Here is a 16218-nt window from a genome sequence, read left to right on the forward strand (position 1 = left end):
GGTGAAGAAGGCGAGTCCGATCGTGGCAGCGCCGCAGATCAGGACCCCGAGGATCAGCGCACACGGTTCGGGATCGGGGGCGTCGTCGGGTTCGGAAGTCTGGATGTACACGGCGTTCGCCGGCGCCGGATAGTGCGCGTCTTCGGGGAGGGCGGACAAACCGACGGTGACCGCGATAGTCAGCAGGACGAGAATCGCGGACGCGATCCGGATGTTCACGGGGTCTCCTTCCTGTCTCGGCACGCCGATGTGCACCAGGTACGCAACTCTATGAACGAATTTGTTCGCATTCCTGAGTAGCGGACTACCCGACTTCAGCGTCCCGGAGGCGGCGCGGATTCGCGTGCCCGGACTTCCAGGGGCGCGACCGGCAGGGGAGTACGCGGGGCGGGAACAAACCGCGCGCCGGGGGTGTTTTGGGAGCGTAACGGCATTTCTGGCATACTGAACGGTCGTTGCGTCTGCTCAGGTGAGCAGAGCTCCCGCCTAGTCGGTTCCGGTTCACGCTTCGCGCGTTCGCGCAGGCGACCCGGCGACCACAATCGAGAGGACATCCATGAAGGCAGGAATTCACCCGACGTATGTCGACACCACGGTCGTCTGTGGTTGCGGCAACACCTTCCAGACTCGCAGCACCAAGGAGTCGGGACACATCACCGTCGAGGTCTGCTCGCAGTGCCACCCGTTCTACACCGGCAAGCAGAAGATCCTCGACACCGGTGGCCGCGTGGCCCGCTTCGAGGCCCGCTACGGCAAGCGTGCCGGCAAGAAGGCCGACGCCAAGTAGCTTCCTCGCCGACGCCCGGTCCTGCTGCGCAGGCCGGGCGTCGGTGTTTTGTATGGACAGGGACCAGGAGAAGGAAGCACCGTGACGCAACCGTCCGCCATCGACGACATTCTGGCCGAGTACGCGGGCCTGGAGACGCAGCTGGCCGATCCGTCGCTGCACAACGATGCGGGCGCCGCGCGCCGGGTCGGCAAGCGATTCGCCGAGCTGGCCCCGGTCATGGCCACCTACCGCAAGCTCGAGACGGCGCGCGACGACCTGTCGGCCGCCGAGGAGCTCGCCGCCGACGACGCCGCGTTCGCCGCGGAGATCCCGGAGTTGCAAAGCCAGGTCGAGGAGCTGGAACAGGCCCTTGCCGACCTGCTGGCCCCCCGCGACCCGCACGACGGCGACGACGTCGTGCTGGAAGTGAAGTCCGGAGAGGGCGGCGAGGAGTCCGCGCTGTTCGCCGCCGACCTGGCCCGCATGTACGTGCGGTACGCCGAGCGCCGCGGCTGGAAGGTCGAGATCCTCGACGCCGCCCTGTCGGACCTCGGCGGCTACAAAGAGGCGACGCTGTCGATCAAGAGCCGCGACGCGGCGCGCGACGGTGTCTGGTCGCGCTTCAAGTTCGAGGGCGGTGTGCACCGGGTGCAGCGCGTCCCGGTGACCGAATCGCAGGGCCGCATCCACACGTCGGCGGCCGGCGTGCTGATCTACCCGGAGCCCGACGAGATCGCAGAGGTGCAGATCGACGAGTCGGATCTGCGCATCGACGTCTATCGCTCCTCCGGCAAGGGCGGGCAGGGCGTCAACACCACCGACTCCGCGGTGCGCATCACCCATCTGCCCTCCGGCATCGTGGTGACCTGCCAGAACGAGCGCTCCCAGCTGCAGAACAAGGCCCGCGCCATGCAGGTGCTCGCGGCCCGCTTGCAGGCGCTGGCGGAAGAACAGGCCGATCAGGAGGCGGCGGCGGGCCGCGCCAGCCAGATCCGCACGGTGGACCGCTCCGAGCGGATTCGCACCTACAACTTCCCCGAGAACCGCATCACCGACCACCGGATCGGTTTCAAGGCGCACAACCTCGACGCCGTGCTCGACGGGGACCTCGACGCGCTGCTCGACGCGCTCGGGAAGGCGGATCGCGAAGCGCGGATGGCCGCGGAGTAGGTACCTTTCGGGCAGAGTCGCTGTCATGTCTACGACCCGAGTCGCGCTGCGCCCCGTTCTCAACGACGCCATCGAGACGTTACGGACCGCCGGGGTGCACAGTCCCCGCGCCGACGCCGAGCACTTGGCTGCGCACGTCCTCGGCGTGGAGCGGACCAGGCTGGCGCTGAGCCCGCTGGTATCGCCGGACGAGCTGGACGAGTTCCGCGCGCTGGTCGACCGCCGGGCGCGGCGGATACCGTTGCAGCACTTGACCGGAACGGCCGTGATGGGCGCGCTCGACCTCGCGGTCGGCCCCGGCGTCTTCGTGCCGCGGCCGGAGACCGAGTTGCTGTACGCGTGGGCGCTGGCACAGTTGGAGGCGCTGCCGCACGATCACGCGCCGATCGTCGTCGATCTGTGCACCGGGTCGGGCGCGCTCGCCCTCGCCCTCGCCCATGCGCGCCCCGACGCGGAGGTGCACGCCGTCGAACTCGATGCCGCCGCCCTGGTCTGGGCGCGGCGCAACGCCGACGACCGCATCGCCGCCGGCGACACCCCCATCACGCTCTACGCCGACGACGCCACCGATCCCACCCTGCTCACCGACCTGAACGGCCGGGTGGACCTGGTGGTGTCCAACCCGCCCTACATCCCGGAGGGGGCACGCCTCGACCCCGAGGTGGCCGAGCACGACCCGCCCGTCGCCCTGTTCGGCGGCCCCGACGGCCTGTCCGTCATCCGCGAGATGATCCCGAACATCACCAGATTGCTGCGCCCCGGCGGCGCCACCGCCATCGAGCACGACGACACCAACGGCTCCGGCGTAGCCGCCCTCCTCACCGCCACCGGCGCCTTCACCGACGTCGTCGAACACCCCGACCTGGCAGGCAAACCCCGCTTCGTCGCCGCCACCCGCACCTGACCGGGGTCCTCGCCGCAGTCTCGCCGCAGTGCACCGGTCTTCCCGGCACCGGTGCTGCCGACCACTCCGTTCCTCTGATGACCGCGTCCTAGGACGACCGCACCGCCGATGCTCCCGATGCGCGGCGACAGCCGTCGCAGCCCACGTGACGACTGATTTCGCAAGCACATGGGTAACTCGCCGGGCACGCCCAGAACTCGCTCGGCACCCGGCGCAAGACCTGAACGCGACTCTCGTTTCACCCCACTAGTACGGCCTGAATACGCGGAGAGGCGGGGGAGCATGCCAGGATGGTTGCCGTGAGTACCGTCTACGACTGCGCGGATCCCGACTCGCGCGCCGCCGGACTGTCCGCAGCCACCAGCGCCCTGAAATCCGGACGGCTGGTCGTGCTGCCCACCGACACCCTGTACGGGCTGGGCGCCGACGCGTTCGATTCGACCGCGGTGAGTGCGCTGCTCGCGGCCAAGCGCCGCGGCCGGGACATGCCGGTGCCGGTGCTCGTCGGTTCCTGGCACACCATCGACGGCCTGGTGTTCTCGGTGCGCCCGCAGGCGCGCGAGCTGATCCAGGCGTTCTGGCCCGGCGGTCTGAGTCTCGTTGTCCAGCAAGCGCCTTCGCTCGCCTGGGATCTCGGTGACACCCGCGGGACGGTGATGCTGCGGATGCCGCTGCACCCGGTCGCCCTCGAATTGTTGCGTGAGGTGGGTCCGCTGGCGGTGTCCAGCGCCAACGTGTCCGGGCAGCCACCGGCGAAGACCGCGCCCGAGGCCCGCGATCAGCTCGGTGAGCTGGTGAGCGTGTACCTCGACGGCGGCCCGGCCGAGCACGCGGTGGCCTCCACCATCGTCGACCTGACCGCCGACCAGCCGCGCGTCCTGCGCGTGGGCGCGGTGCCCGTCGCCGACATCGCCGAAGTGCTCGGCATGTCGCCGGAAGCGCTCACCGGCGCCGCGCAGCTCGGATGATGGGTTCGAGCGCTGTCGTCCCGCTCCGCGAGCTACTCGTCGTGCTGCTCATCTCGGCGGTGGTGACCTTCCTGGCCACCGGCGGGGTGCGGGTGCTGGCGATCGGCTTCGGCGCGGTCGCCGTGCCGCGTGACCGGGACGTGCACGTCAAACCGATTCCGCGGATGGGCGGTGTCGGCATGTACATCGGCGTGGTCGCCGCGGTGCTGTTCGCCCATCAACTGCCCGCGCTGCGCAGCGGCTTCGACTACAAACCCAACATCCCGATCGCCGTGCTGGTGGCCGCGACGGTCATCGTGCTGGTCGGGATCGTGGACGATCGCTGGGGCCTCGACGCGCTGACGAAGTTCGCCGGCCAGGTGACGGCGGCCGGGGTGATGGCCGTCATGGGATTGGGCTGGTACGTCATCTACAACCCGTTCAGCAACACCACGGTCGTGCTGGACGGATTGCAGGGCGGACTTGTCACGGTCGCCGTCACCGTCACCTTGGTCAACGCCATGAATTTCGTCGACGGCCTCGACGGCCTCGCGGCGGGACTCGGCTTGATCGCCGCGCTGGCCGTGTTCGTGTTCTGCCTGGGCCTGATGAACGAGCAAGGCGGCTCGGTGGACACCTATCCGCCTGCGTTGCTGGCCGCCGCGCTCGCCGGTGGATGCCTCGGATTCCTGCCGCACAATTTCCAGCCCGCGCGCATATTCATGGGCGACTCGGGCTCGATGCTGATCGGATTGATGCTCGCCGCGGTCTCGACCGGCGCGTCGGGGCGAATTCCGCTCCAGGGTTACGGCCCGCGCGACATCGTCGGTCTGCTTTCCCCGTTGTTGCTGGTCGGCGCGGTGATGTTCATTCCGGTGCTCGACCTGTTGCTCGCCATTGTGCGCAGGGTTCGCGCGGGTGTGAGTTTCTCGACGCCGGACAAGATGCACTTGCATCACCGTCTGCTGCAGATCGGTCATTCGCATCGCCGCGTGGTGTTGCTGATCTATTTGTGGGTCGGTGTGCTCGCCTTCGGCGCGGTCGGCACGTCGCTGATGGATCGCAGGCTGGTCGTCTTGCTGATGGCGGGCGGGCTGGTTTTCGCGTTGGTGATCACCGCCATTCCGGGGCTGCGTCGTGGGGACCCGGCGGGCGACGGATCGGCGTCCGGGTAAAGTCGGCGGCTGTGAGCTTCACACCCCGACCCGTTCCCGGCCCCGACGCGCCGCTGCGCGCCGCGCTGCGCTACGGACTGATCGGCCTGGGCGTGCTGGTGGTTCTGGCCGTCGCGCTCGGCGCCGCCGTGTCGGGTTTCGCCGGCGTGTGGGGCGCGGTGCTGGGCGCCGCGATCGGCGGCGGCTTCATCCTGACCACCGCCGCCGTCGTGCTGTTCGGCGCGAAACTGCCGCCGAGCACCGCCGGTCTGGTCATGCTGGTCAGCTGGGTGCTCAAGCTCCTGGTGGCGCTGATCGTCGTCGCGGTCTTGCAGCGATTCGACTTCTACGACCGGGTCGTGTTGTTCCTGACCGTGGTCGGGGCCTTGATCATCGTGCTCGGCGCGGAGACGTACGGCGTTGTCCGCCAGAAGGTTCCGTACGTGACGACGACGGACTCGGAGCCCGCGTCCGGTACTCGGGAGTAACGAAAACCCCCACCCCCTACACGCTGTCGTAGATGACTTGGTAAAGTATTGGTAAGCAAGCGACCAAGTCGGGGATCAGTGAGGGGTCACCGCCGAGATCCCCTGCATGGGCCGCTATGCTTACTGCCGTGCCGGGCTCCGAGGGGTGTTCCGGTTCTGCATGTCGACGAATGTCGCCGACACACGTACAGACGCCGGGTGGATGCGAACCACCGCACAGCTGCTGACGAACTTCGAGCCGACCTGAGTCGACCCAAATTGATCGTCAATGTCCGATCGAACCGCGGGAATGACCGTACCCGCGGCCCGAACACGGGAGAGAACGCTGAGCGTCACCACTCTGGCGGCCGAGTTCCATGCGCCGTCGCTTACCGACTTCTTCCCTCCAGCTGTGCTGTTCGAGGGAACGCCGTTCGAACTCGATCGATTGATGCTGATCCGCATTCTGATGACGGCCGTTCTCGTCGTCGTGATGGTGCTGGCATTCCGCTCGCCCCGGATCGTTCCGCGCGGCCTGCAGAATGTCGCCGAAGTCGGCCTGGTCTTCGTCAAGGAGCAGATCTGTGAGGAAGTCCTCGGCAAGGAATCCGGACGGAAGTTCTTCCCGCTGATCGCGACGATCTTCTTCACGGTCCTCTTTCTGAACTTCTCGGGTGTCGTCCCGGGGTTGAACATCTCCTCGAACGCCCGAATCGGCATGCCGCTGGTGCTGGCCCTCATCGCGTACGTGACGTTCAACTACGTCGGTATCCGGAAGTACGGATTCCTCAACTACATGCGCAGCAGCATCGTCGTTCCGAACGTTCCCGCCGCACTGCACGTGCTGCTGATTCCGATCGAGTTCGTCTCCACCTTCATCCTGCGCCCCTTCACGCTGACCGTCCGACTCATGGCGAACATGCTGGCCGGCCACATCATGCTGGTGCTGTTCTTCAGCGCGACTTGGTTCTTCCTGTTCGACGCCGCCGCGTGGATGAAGGTGTTCTCGCCGTTCTCGCTGCTCGCGGGACTCGGGTTCACGCTCTTCGAGCTGTTGGTCATCTTCCTGCAGGCCTACGTGTTTGCGCTGCTGACCGCCGTATACATCGGACTCGCACAGCACGCGGCCGATCACTGACCTGACCGACACAAATACCGGAAACCTGCTACACCACGCCGACCGGCGGGTGAGCAACAGAAAGGGAATGGAAGACTCATGAGCCTCGCTTACCTGGCCCAGGAAGCCGCCACGAACGAGAGCACCTTCAAGGGCCTGGGCGCCGTCGGCTACGGTCTCGCCGCGATCGGCCCCGGTATCGGCGTCGGCATCGTCGTCGGTAAGGCCATCGAGGGCATCGCGCGTCAGCCTGAGCTGCAGGGCACCATCCGCACCAACATGTTCCTCGGTATCGCGTTCACCGAGGCGCTGGCCCTCATCGGTCTCGTCGCCGGCTTCATTTTCTGATTCCGATGTACGAGTCAGTTTTGCTCGCGGCGGCGGAGGGAGAGGAAGTGAACCCTCTCCTCCCCGAAACGTACGACATCGTCTGGTCGATCGTCTGCGTCGTCATCATCGGGTTCTTGTTCTACAAGTACGTGATCCCGCGCCTGATGAAGACGCTCGACGAGCGCTCCGAGAAGATCGAAGGCGGCATCGCTCGCGCGGAAGCCGCGCAGGAAGAAGCTCAGCTCACCCTGCAGCAGTACCAGCAGCAACTGGCCGACGCCCGGCTCGAGGCGGCGCGTATCCGTGAGGACGCGCGCACCCAGGGCCAGGAGATCCTCGCCCAGATGCGCTCGGAGGCCCAGGCCGAGGCCGACCGCATCATCGCGGCGGGCCACACCCAGCTGGAAGCCCAGCGCCAGCAGATCCTGACCGAGCTGCGCCACGAAGTCGGCCGCACGGCCGTCGACCTGGCCGAGAAGATCATCGGGCAGTCGGTGTCCGACGAGGCCAAGCAGGCGGCCTCGATCGACCGGTTCCTCGACGAGCTCGACCAGACCGACGCAGGCATCGGGGTCGGAAGGTAACGACGCGAAAGTGAGAAGCATGTACGCAGCGAGCCGCGAGGCCAGTGCCCGGTCTCGGGAGGCGCTTCGGGCCGCTCTGACCGGAAGCGACAGTGCTGCGGCCACGACGGGCTCGGAACTGTTCGCCGTTGTCGCCGTGCTGGACGACCAGCGTTCGCTGCGTGTGGCGCTCGCGGACGTGTCGGTGCCGGGTTCCGCGCGTGCGGAACTCTGCGAGCGGGTCTTCGGCGGCAAGGTCAGCGCTGCCACGCTGGCAGTGCTGACCACCGCGGTGGCCGAGAACTGGTCGCGCACTTCCGATCTGGTGGACACCCTGGTGCTGCTCGGTCAAGAGGCGTTACTGGAGTCGGCGGCCCAGCGTGGCCGGATCGAGGCGGTCGAGGACGAGCTGTTCCGGCTCGGCCGGATCATCGGCGACAACCCCGACTTGGAGCAGGCGCTGTCGGATCGTTCGCAGCAGGCTTCGGCCAAGCGCGAACTGATCCGACGGTTGCTCGCAGGCAAGACCGAGCCCATCACCTTGACCCTCGCGGAGCAAGTGGTGACCAGGCAGCGGTCGGGCATCAGCGCCGCCTTCGACGAGCTGTCCGACCTCGCGGCGGCGCGCCGCGATCAGATCGTCGCGCACGTGCGCGCCGCGATCGGGCTCACCGAGCAGCAGCGCGACCGGCTGGCCGCCTCGCTGCGGCGCATCTACGGCAAGGCGACCACGGTGCACATCCAGGTCGACCCGAGTTTGCTGAGCGGAGTCGTGGTGCGCGTCGGTGACGACGTGATCGACGGCAGCGCCCTAGGCCGACTGGAGAAGATGCGCCGGGCCCTCACCTAGCGCGCTTCCACCACCCCCGACATTCAGACCCAGACAGCGAGAGCAGGAAGAACATGGCGGAGCTGACGATCTCCTCCGACGAGATCCGTAGCGCGATCGAGAGCTACACCAAGAGCTACACCCCCGAGACCTCCATCGAAGAAGTCGGTGTGGTCACCGACACCAGTGACGGCATCGCGCACGTCAGCGGCCTGCCCTCGGCGATGGCCAACGAGCTGCTCGAGTTCCCGGGCGGCGTGCTCGGCGTCGCGCTGAACCTCGAGGACCGTGAGATCGGTGCGGTCATCCTCGGCGAGTTCGCCGAGATCGAGGAGGGCCAGGAGGTCCGCCGGACCGGTGACGTGCTCTCGGTTCCGGTCGGCGACAAGTTCCTCGGCCGCGTGGTGAACCCGCTGGGTCAGCCGATCGACGGCCTCGGCGAGATCGAGTCCGAAGAACAGCGCGTGCTCGAGCTGCAGGCCGCGACCGTGCTGGAGCGCCAGCCGGTCGAGGAGCCGCTGGCCACCGGTATCACCGCGATCGACGCGCTGACCGCCATCGGCCGCGGCCAGCGTCAGCTGATCATCGGCGACCGCAAGACCGGCAAGACCGCGGTCTGCATCGACGCGATCCTGAACCAGAAGGCCAACTGGGAGACCGGCGACCCGACCAAGCAGGTGCGCTGCATCTACGTCGCCATCGGCCAGAAGGGCTCCACCATCGCGGGCGTGAAGGCCGCGCTGGAGCAGCACGGCGCGCTGGAGTACACCACCATCGTCGCCGCCCCGGCCTCCGACTCCGCGGGCTTCAAGTGGCTGGCCCCCTACACCGGTTCGGCCATCGGCCAGCACTGGATGTACCAGGGCAAGCACGTGCTCATCGTGTTCGACGACCTGACCAAGCAGGCCGAGGCCTACCGCGCCATCTCGCTGCTGCTGCGTCGCCCGCCGGGCCGCGAGGCCTACCCCGGTGACGTCTTCTACCTGCACTCCCGGCTGCTGGAGCGTTGCGCGAAGCTGTCCGACGAGCTCGGCGCCGGCTCGATGACCGGTCTGCCGATCATCGAGACCAAGGCCAACGACATCTCGGCGTTCATCCCCACCAACGTCATCTCCATCACCGACGGCCAGGTCTTCCTCGAGTCCGACCTGTTCAACAAGGGCGTCCGCCCGGCGATCAACGTCGGTACCTCGGTCTCCCGCGTCGGTGGCGCCGCCCAGACCAAGGGCATGAAGAAGGTGGCCGGTTCGCTGCGCCTGGAGCTGGCGCAGTACCGCGAGCTGGAGGCGTTCTCCGCGTTCGCCTCCGACCTCGACGCGGCCTCCCTGGCCCAGCTCGAGCGCGGCGCCCGCTGGGTCGAGCTGCTCAAGCAGGATCAGTACTCGCCGGTGCCGGTCGAAGACCAGATCATCTCGATCTACCTGGTCGACCGCGGCTACTACGACTCGATTCCGGTCGCCGACATCCGCCGCTTCAACACCGAACTGCTCGAGGAGCTGCACCGCAGCGCCGCCGACGCGTTCAAGGCGATCGAGGGCGGCAAGGTGCTCGACGGCGAGGCGGCCGAGCAGGTCGAGGCGGCCACCAAGAAGTTCCTCGGGACCTTCCTCACCTCCGACGGCACCCCCGTGGTGAACGAGGCCGAGGCGGGCCAGCTCGACCACGAAGAGGTCGAGTCGCTGTCGGTGACCCGCAAGCACGTCGAGAAGTAACGCGAGCCGGCAAATGCGCTATTCGATCCGCGGTATGCGCGACGGGCACGAAGGAGGACGCGTGCGCGACCTCCTCGTGCCCCGCGGATGCCGCCCATTCCACGCAGCGAATGAAGGGAGTGTGAACCGCTGATGGCAAGCTTGCGTGAATTGCGCTCCCGCATTCGTGGTGTGAATTCGATCAAGAAGATCACCAAGGCCCAAGAGCTGATCGCGACCTCGCGTATCTCCAAGGCCCAGGCCAGGGTCGCGGCCGCGAAGCCGTACGCGGAGGAGATCACCAAGGTCCTCAGCGAGCTGGCGAGCGCGTCGAAGAACCTGTCGCACCCGCTGCTGACCGAGCGCCCCAACCCGCGCCGGGCGGCCGTGCTGGTGATCACCAGTGACAGCGGCATGTGCGGTGGCTACAACTCCAACGTGCTCAAGCGCGCCGAGGAGCTGATGACCACCCTGCGTGACGAGGGCAAGGAGCCGGTGCTCTACGTCATGGGCAACAAGGGCCTGACGTACTACGCGTTCCGCAACCGCTCGTATGTGTCGGCCTGGACCGGGTTCTCGCAGCAGCCGAAGTACACCGATGCTTCGTCCGCCTGCCACCACCTGGTCGACGCCTTCATGGCCGGCTCCGACGGAGCGGTCCCCGCGCCGAACGGGACGGGTGACATCGCCGGTGTCGATGAGCTGCACGTCGTGTACACCCGCTTCGTCTCGATGCTGACGCAGACCCCGGAGGTGCGCCGTTTGGCGCCGATCCAGGTGAGCTACGTCGACGAGAACTTCGACCTGGGTGAGGACATCGTGTCGGATTCACCGACCGCGGACGTCCACGCGCAGTACGAATTCGAGCCCGACGCCGATGTGCTGCTGGCGGCGCTGCTGCCGAAGTACGTCAACACGCGCATCTACGCGTCGTTGCTCGAGGCAGCGGCATCCGAGTCAGCGGCTCGGCGCACCGCAATGAAGGCCGCCACCGACAACGCCAACGAGCTCGCGAGCGTGCTCCAGCGCGAGGCCAACTCGGTGCGCCAGGCCCAGATCACGCAGGAAATCAGCGAAATCGTCGGCGGCGTGAACGCGCTGGCGTCGAGCTCGGACCGCGACTAAAGCGCCACGCGGCCTGAGCGACGGGCACGAAGGGCCCCTCGAAGGCCGCACATCGACACGGAGAGAACCAACACCAATGACCGCAGCTGTCACTCAAGACAACACGAGCCGGACCGGCGGCGCCGCAGGCCGCGTCGTCCGGGTCATCGGCCCCGTCGTGGACGTCGAGTTCCCGCGCGGAGCCATCCCCGAGCTGTTCAATGCTCTGCACGCCGAGATCACCCTGACCTCGGTGGCCAAGACCCTGACCCTCGAGGTCGCCCAGCACCTCGGCGACAACATCGTGCGCACCATCTCGATGCAGCCGACCGACGGCCTGGTCCGCGGCGCCACCGTCACCGACACCGGCAAGCCGATCTCGGTGCCGGTCGGTGACGTCGTCAAGGGGCACGTCTTCAACGCGCTCGGCGACTGCCTGGACACCCCCGGCCTGGGCCGGGACGGCGAGCAGTGGGGCATCCACCGCAAGCCGCCGTCGTTCGACCAGCTCGAGGGCAAGACCGAGATCCTGGAGACGGGCATCAAGGTCATCGACCTGCTCACCCCGTACGTGAAGGGTGGAAAGATCGGTCTGTTCGGTGGCGCCGGTGTCGGCAAGACCGTTCTGATCCAGGAGATGATCACCCGTATCGCGCGGGAGTTCTCCGGTACCTCCGTGTTCGCCGGCGTCGGCGAGCGCACCCGTGAGGGCACCGACCTGCGCCTGGAGATGGAGGAGATGGGCGTCCTCCCGGACACCGCCCTCGTCTTCGGCCAGATGGACGAGCCGCCGGGCACCCGTATGCGCGTCGCCCTCTCGGCGCTGACCATGGCCGAGTACTTCCGCGACGTGCAGCACCAGGACGTGCTGCTGTTCATCGACAACATCTTCCGGTTCACCCAGGCCGGTTCCGAGGTGTCGACCCTGCTCGGCCGCATGCCCTCCGCCGTCGGTTACCAGCCCACGCTGGCCGACGAGATGGGTGAGCTGCAGGAGCGCATCACCTCGACCCGTGGTCGGTCCATCACGTCGCTGCAGGCCATCTACGTGCCCGCCGACGACTACACCGACCCGGCTCCGGCGACCACCTTCGCCCACCTCGACGCGACGACCGAGCTCTCCCGCCCGATCTCGCAGAAGGGCATCTACCCGGCCGTCGACCCGCTGACCTCGACCTCCCGCATCCTGGAGGCCTCGATCGTCGGCGACCGGCACTTCCGGGTGGCCAACGAGGTCAAGCGGATCCTGCAGAAGTACAAGGAACTGCAGGACATCATCGCCATCCTCGGTATGGACGAGCTGTCGGAAGAGGACAAGGTCCTCGTCGGCCGCGCTCGCCGTCTGGAGAAGTTCCTCGGCCAGAACTTCATCGTGGCCGAGAAGTTCACCGGTCAGCCGGGTTCGGTCGTGCCGCTGGAGCAGACCATCGACGACTTCGACCGTGTCTGCAAGGGCGAGTTCGACAGCTACCCCGAGCAGGCCTTCAACAGTTGCGGTGGTCTCGACGACGTCGAGAAGGCCGCCAAGAAGATCCTCGGGAAGTAGTCACCGATGGCGGAAATGTCAGTCGATCTCGTCGCGGTCGAACGACTGCTCTGGTCCGGCCAGGCAACGTTCGTCAGCGCGCAGACCACCGAAGGCCAGATCGGCATCATGGCCGGCCATGAGCCGTTGCTGGGCCAGCTGGTCGAGGGCGGCACCGTGACGATCGTGGATACCGACGGTCAGCGCGTCGTCGCCGCGGTGCACGGCGGCTTCTTCTCGGTCACCGCGAACTCGGTTCGGGTGCTGGCCGAGTCGGCGGAATTCGCCGACGAGGTGGACGTCGAGGAGGCCCGCCGGGTGCTGGCCGACTCCGACGCCAGCGAGGAGCAGCAGCGGGCCGCTCAGGCTCGGGTGCGCGCGGTCGAGCAGACCGCGAACGCGTAACACACAACCTCTCATCGAGAACAACTGCTGTCGGCGGTGAAGCGTTTTCTTCACCGCCGACAGCGTCTTTCAGGCGAGTCGGACACGGCCGGGCCATTTGTAAACTCGGCGCCGTGATTGAATGGCCGCACGCGATGTGAGCATCGGGCTCGACGGCGCAAGCCGGAAAGCCCGTCCACATCGCCGATCGATTGCCGTGTGCACGACACGGCGGCGGAGCGAAGGGACGTACGGCATTGCGAACCGGGATGGTTCTGCTGATCATTCTGGTGCTCACGCTCGTGTTCCTCGCGCTCGCCTCGACTTATCGCCTGATCATGCTGCGACGCGGCGGAACTGCCGCGCTCCTGCGTGTCCTCCCCGCTCGCGGTGGCCAGGGATGGCGGCACGGATTGATGCGTTACGACGAGGATCGTCTCGTCTTCTTCAAACTCACCAGCCTGAAACTCGGCCCGGACTCCACCATTCGGCGTCAGGGCATCGAGATCGGTGATCGCCGTGGCCCGCGCGGCGACGAGTACGACATCATGACCGACGACATCGCCGTGATCGCGGTGTCGGACCGCGCGGGCGACTTCGAATTGGCGCTGGACCGCGACTCCCTGACCGCCTTCCTCTCCTGGGTGGAATCCCGCCCGTCCGACCGCACCCGACGGATGCCGGGTCTCTAGCACGCACCTGGGCCGACGGCCGGGTCCGGCCACGCCCGCTAGGGTTGTGCTGTGAGCGTGCATTTGACCCGGATCTACACCCGGACCGGCGATGACGGGACCACGGGATTGAGCGACTTCTCCCGGGTCGCGAAGACCGACCCACGCTTGGTCGCCTACGCCGACTGCGACGAGACGAATGCCGCCATCGGTGTCGCGATCGCGCTCGGCGGGCCGGACGAAACAATGCTCGCCGTGCTGCGGCAGATACAGAACGATCTGTTCGACGCCGGGGCCGACCTCTCGACACCCGTGGTGGCGGAGCCCAAGTATCCGCCCCTGCGAGTGACCCAGCCTTACATCGATCGGCTCGAGGCATGGTGCGACGAGTTCAACGCAGGCCTGCCCGCGCTCGACTCGTTCATCCTCCCCGGCGGTACGCCGCTGGCGGCATTGTTGCACACCGCCCGTACGGTCGCTCGCCGTGCGGAGCGTTCGGCATGGGCGGCGATCGAAGCGCATCCGGACGACACCGAAGTCTTGCCGGCCAAGTACCTCAATCGCCTCTCCGACTTGCTGTTCATCCTGGGCCGGGTGGCCAATCCCGGCGGCGATATCCTGTGGAAACCCGGCGGGGAACGGCCGAACGCCTGAACGCCCGGCAGTCCCGGGCGAGTACCGGAGCGATCACGGGGTATGGCCGTCAGGGTGGCGAGGTCACCCTCGTTCACCGCGGAACGCCCATCTCGCGGCACTCGCTCCAACGGCGAATACGTCCGGCGGCGAGGGGAGTCGTGGAGAGGCGGCACCGTAGTGCGCCGCCCCAACTATCCTTGCACCAACAGTGCGCCGAATACGCGGAGAGGCGGCATGGAACGGTTTTTGGTTACCGGCGGAAATCGACTCGTCGGTGAGGTCACGGTGGGGGGCGCCAAGAACAGCGTCCTCAAACTGATGGCCGCTGCGCTGCTCGCCGAGGGCACCACCACGATCACGAACTGCCCGGACATCCTCGACGTGCCGCTGATGGGCGATGTGTTGCGTGGCCTCGGCTGTGACGTGGCCATCGACGGCGGGGTGGTCAGCATCACCACCCCGGCCGAACCGAAGTACCACGCGGACTTCCCCGCGGTGACGCAGTTCCGCGCGTCGGTGTGTGTGCTGGGTCCGCTGATGGCGCGGTGCAAGCGCGCCGTCGTCGCGCTGCCCGGCGGAGACGCCATCGGTTCCCGCCCGCTCGACATGCACCAAGCCGGACTGCGCCTGCTCGGTGCGACCAGCGAGATCGAGCACGGTTGCGTGGTGGCCAGGGCCGATGAGCTGCAAGGCGCCCGGATCCGCCTCGACTTCCCCTCGGTCGGCGCGACCGAGAACATCCTCATGGCTGCGGTGCTCGCCGAGGGCGAGACGGTGATCGACAACGCCGCCCGCGAACCCGACATCGTCGACCTGTGCAACATGCTCGTCCGGATGGGCGCGCGGATCAGTGGCGCGGGCACCTCGGTGCTCACCATCCAGGGGGTCGAGCGCCTCGCGCCGACCACCCACCGCGTGATCGGCGATCGCATCGTCGCCGCGACATGGGGCATCGCCGCGGCGATGACCCTCGGGGACATCCGCGTCACCGGCGTGAACCCCAAGCATCTGTCGCTGGTGCTGGACAAGTTGCGGTCGGCAGGCGCGCGCATCTCGTTCGAGCAGGACGGCTTCCGGGTGGTCCAGGCCGAGCGCCCGCGCGCGGTGAACTTCTCGACCCTGCCGTTCCCCGGTTTCCCGACCGACCTGCAGCCGATGGCCATCGGGCTCGCATCCATCGCGGACGGCACCTCGATGATCACCGAGAACATCTTCGAGGCGCGCTTCCGATTCGTGGAAGAGATGATCCGGCTCGGCGCCGACGCACGCACCGACGGGCACCACGCGGTGGTGCGCGGTATTCCGCGGTTGTCGAGCGCTCCGGTGTGGTCGTCGGACATCCGGGCCGGCGCGGGCCTGGTTCTCGCGGGCCTGGTCGCCGACGGCACCACCGAAGTGCACGACGTCTTCCATATCGACCGCGGGTACCCGAATTTCGTCGAGCAGCTGCAGGCGCTGGGTGGCGATGTCACGCGCGTCGGCGCAGCGGATTGAGTGCCGCCGCGTTCTTGCCGCGGCGGCACGTAACAAACGTGTTCGCGAAACGCACGCTGACCAGGCGATTTGACATGATGCACGCAGACACGTAACTTATTCCAAGTCAGAGCGACACGGACACCGACCCGGGGCCCCAGGAGCTCAGTGGAAACGCTGAGTGAGAGGCCAGGGAAACGAGGTAGGACGAGGAGCGCCTGGCGATCACACTAGCTCGAACGAGACCCTGGTTTGCAACTGGGTTCACGGCTGAGCTAAGCTGGAAAAGTTGCCTCACCGATCAATCGGCTCAAACCGGGCGATGGTGTGTGCGTGTGTTCTTTGAGAACTCAATAGTGTGTCGATGAATGTCAGTGCCAAATATTTTATGGTTCCGGCTCTTCCGCTCCCCGTGTGGAGGGTCGGGCATTTTTTGTCAGCTATTTTCCGGCTGGCGATTGTTTTGCTGGGTTTTCGGACTCTG

17 protein-coding genes are annotated in these 16218 nt (G+C 67.1%); all 17 read left to right on the top strand.

Going from position 1 to position 16218, the window contains the following annotated elements; genetic code table 11:
* Nucleotides 1-556: 556 nt before the first annotated feature.
* The 17 genes from rpmE to murA all read left to right on the top strand — a co-directional run bounded on the left by rpmE (nt 557) and on the right by murA (nt 15755).
* On the top strand, nt 557-787 hold the full coding sequence (gene rpmE / locus ACWEKR_RS33715; protein WP_039796334.1) for a 50S ribosomal protein L31: 231 nt from the start codon (nt 557-559) through the stop codon (nt 785-787).
* 81 nt (nt 788-868) lie between these two features.
* Complete coding sequence (gene prfA, locus ACWEKR_RS33720; RefSeq protein ID WP_452357949.1) at nt 869-1939, top strand: peptide chain release factor 1; 1071 nt, start codon at nt 869-871, stop codon at nt 1937-1939.
* Between the two features lie 25 nt (nt 1940-1964).
* Complete coding sequence (prmC, locus tag ACWEKR_RS33725; protein ID WP_452357950.1) at nt 1965-2843, top strand: peptide chain release factor N(5)-glutamine methyltransferase; 879 nt, start codon at nt 1965-1967, stop codon at nt 2841-2843.
* Nucleotides 2844-3142: 299 nt separating this feature from the next.
* Nucleotides 3143-3811, top strand: a complete 669-nt coding sequence (locus ACWEKR_RS33730) for an L-threonylcarbamoyladenylate synthase (RefSeq protein ID WP_195088329.1) — start codon at nt 3143-3145, stop codon at nt 3809-3811.
* Nucleotides 3808-4965 (top strand): glycosyltransferase family 4 protein, encoded by a 1158-nt coding sequence (locus tag ACWEKR_RS33735; protein WP_063022915.1) that lies wholly within the window; start codon nt 3808-3810, stop codon nt 4963-4965. Before ACWEKR_RS33730 ends, ACWEKR_RS33735 begins: the two co-directional genes overlap by 4 nt.
* An 11-nt stretch (nt 4966-4976) precedes the next feature.
* Nucleotides 4977-5432 carry a hypothetical protein gene (locus ACWEKR_RS33740; protein WP_452357951.1) on the top strand — a complete coding sequence of 152 codons (456 nt, stop codon included), beginning with the start codon at nt 4977-4979 and terminating at the stop codon, nt 5430-5432.
* Between the two features lie 268 nt (nt 5433-5700).
* On the top strand, nt 5701-6549 hold the full coding sequence (atpB, locus tag ACWEKR_RS33745; protein WP_452357952.1) for a F0F1 ATP synthase subunit A: 849 nt from the start codon (nt 5701-5703) through the stop codon (nt 6547-6549).
* Between the two features lie 78 nt (nt 6550-6627).
* Nucleotides 6628-6876 carry an ATP synthase F0 subunit C gene (locus ACWEKR_RS33750; protein ID WP_039796339.1) on the top strand — a complete coding sequence of 83 codons (249 nt, stop codon included), beginning with the start codon at nt 6628-6630 and terminating at the stop codon, nt 6874-6876.
* Between the two features lie 5 nt (nt 6877-6881).
* Nucleotides 6882-7442 (top strand): F0F1 ATP synthase subunit B, encoded by a 561-nt coding sequence (locus ACWEKR_RS33755; protein WP_452357953.1) that lies wholly within the window; start codon nt 6882-6884, stop codon nt 7440-7442.
* 19 nt (nt 7443-7461) lie between these two features.
* Complete coding sequence (locus ACWEKR_RS33760) at nt 7462-8271, top strand: F0F1 ATP synthase subunit delta (protein ID WP_452357954.1); 810 nt, start codon at nt 7462-7464, stop codon at nt 8269-8271.
* Nucleotides 8272-8324: 53 nt separating this feature from the next.
* A complete protein-coding gene (gene atpA, locus ACWEKR_RS33765) occupies nt 8325-9962 on the top strand; it encodes a F0F1 ATP synthase subunit alpha (protein WP_452357955.1) in 1638 nt (545 codons plus the stop codon).
* Between the two features lie 132 nt (nt 9963-10094).
* The gene (locus ACWEKR_RS33770; protein ID WP_063022903.1) at nt 10095-11066 is read left to right on the top strand and encodes a F0F1 ATP synthase subunit gamma; all 972 of its coding nucleotides are present in this window, start codon (nt 10095-10097) and stop codon (nt 11064-11066) included.
* 76 nt (nt 11067-11142) lie between these two features.
* Entirely contained in the window at nt 11143-12591 is a 1449-nt protein-coding gene (gene atpD, locus ACWEKR_RS33775; protein ID WP_195088338.1) for a F0F1 ATP synthase subunit beta, read from the top strand.
* Nucleotides 12592-12597: 6 nt separating this feature from the next.
* Nucleotides 12598-12975 carry a F0F1 ATP synthase subunit epsilon gene (locus ACWEKR_RS33780; RefSeq protein WP_159839198.1) on the top strand — a complete coding sequence of 126 codons (378 nt, stop codon included), beginning with the start codon at nt 12598-12600 and terminating at the stop codon, nt 12973-12975.
* Nucleotides 12976-13223: 248 nt separating this feature from the next.
* Nucleotides 13224-13646 (top strand): DUF2550 domain-containing protein, encoded by a 423-nt coding sequence (locus ACWEKR_RS33785; RefSeq protein WP_195088340.1) that lies wholly within the window; start codon nt 13224-13226, stop codon nt 13644-13646.
* Nucleotides 13647-13697: 51 nt separating this feature from the next.
* Nucleotides 13698-14279 (top strand): cob(I)yrinic acid a,c-diamide adenosyltransferase, encoded by a 582-nt coding sequence (locus ACWEKR_RS33790; protein WP_452357956.1) that lies wholly within the window; start codon nt 13698-13700, stop codon nt 14277-14279.
* Between the two features lie 216 nt (nt 14280-14495).
* Nucleotides 14496-15755 (top strand): UDP-N-acetylglucosamine 1-carboxyvinyltransferase, encoded by a 1260-nt coding sequence (gene murA, locus ACWEKR_RS33795; protein WP_452357957.1) that lies wholly within the window; start codon nt 14496-14498, stop codon nt 15753-15755.
* The last annotated feature ends 463 nt before the right edge of the window (nt 15756-16218 follow it).

The organism is Nocardia sp. NPDC004573, from assembly GCF_053602135.1.

Coding starts and splice junctions, on each gene's coding strand:
- rpmE (WP_039796334.1), top strand. CDS start 557: ATGAAGGCAGGAATTCACCCGACGTATGTCGACACCACGGTCGTCTGT.
- prmC (WP_452357950.1), top strand. CDS start 1,965: ATGTCTACGACCCGAGTCGCGCTGCGCCCCGTTCTCAACGACGCCATC.
- ACWEKR_RS33735 (WP_063022915.1), top strand. CDS start 3,808: ATGATGGGTTCGAGCGCTGTCGTCCCGCTCCGCGAGCTACTCGTCGTG.
- atpB (WP_452357952.1), top strand. CDS start 5,701: ATGTCCGATCGAACCGCGGGAATGACCGTACCCGCGGCCCGAACACGG.
- ACWEKR_RS33750 (WP_039796339.1), top strand. CDS start 6,628: ATGAGCCTCGCTTACCTGGCCCAGGAAGCCGCCACGAACGAGAGCACC.
- ACWEKR_RS33755 (WP_452357953.1), top strand. CDS start 6,882: ATGTACGAGTCAGTTTTGCTCGCGGCGGCGGAGGGAGAGGAAGTGAAC.
- ACWEKR_RS33760 (WP_452357954.1), top strand. CDS start 7,462: ATGTACGCAGCGAGCCGCGAGGCCAGTGCCCGGTCTCGGGAGGCGCTT.
- atpA (WP_452357955.1), top strand. CDS start 8,325: ATGGCGGAGCTGACGATCTCCTCCGACGAGATCCGTAGCGCGATCGAG.
- ACWEKR_RS33770 (WP_063022903.1), top strand. CDS start 10,095: ATGGCAAGCTTGCGTGAATTGCGCTCCCGCATTCGTGGTGTGAATTCG.
- atpD (WP_195088338.1), top strand. CDS start 11,143: ATGACCGCAGCTGTCACTCAAGACAACACGAGCCGGACCGGCGGCGCC.
- ACWEKR_RS33780 (WP_159839198.1), top strand. CDS start 12,598: ATGGCGGAAATGTCAGTCGATCTCGTCGCGGTCGAACGACTGCTCTGG.
- ACWEKR_RS33785 (WP_195088340.1), top strand. CDS start 13,224: ATGGTTCTGCTGATCATTCTGGTGCTCACGCTCGTGTTCCTCGCGCTC.
- murA (WP_452357957.1), top strand. CDS start 14,496: ATGGAACGGTTTTTGGTTACCGGCGGAAATCGACTCGTCGGTGAGGTC.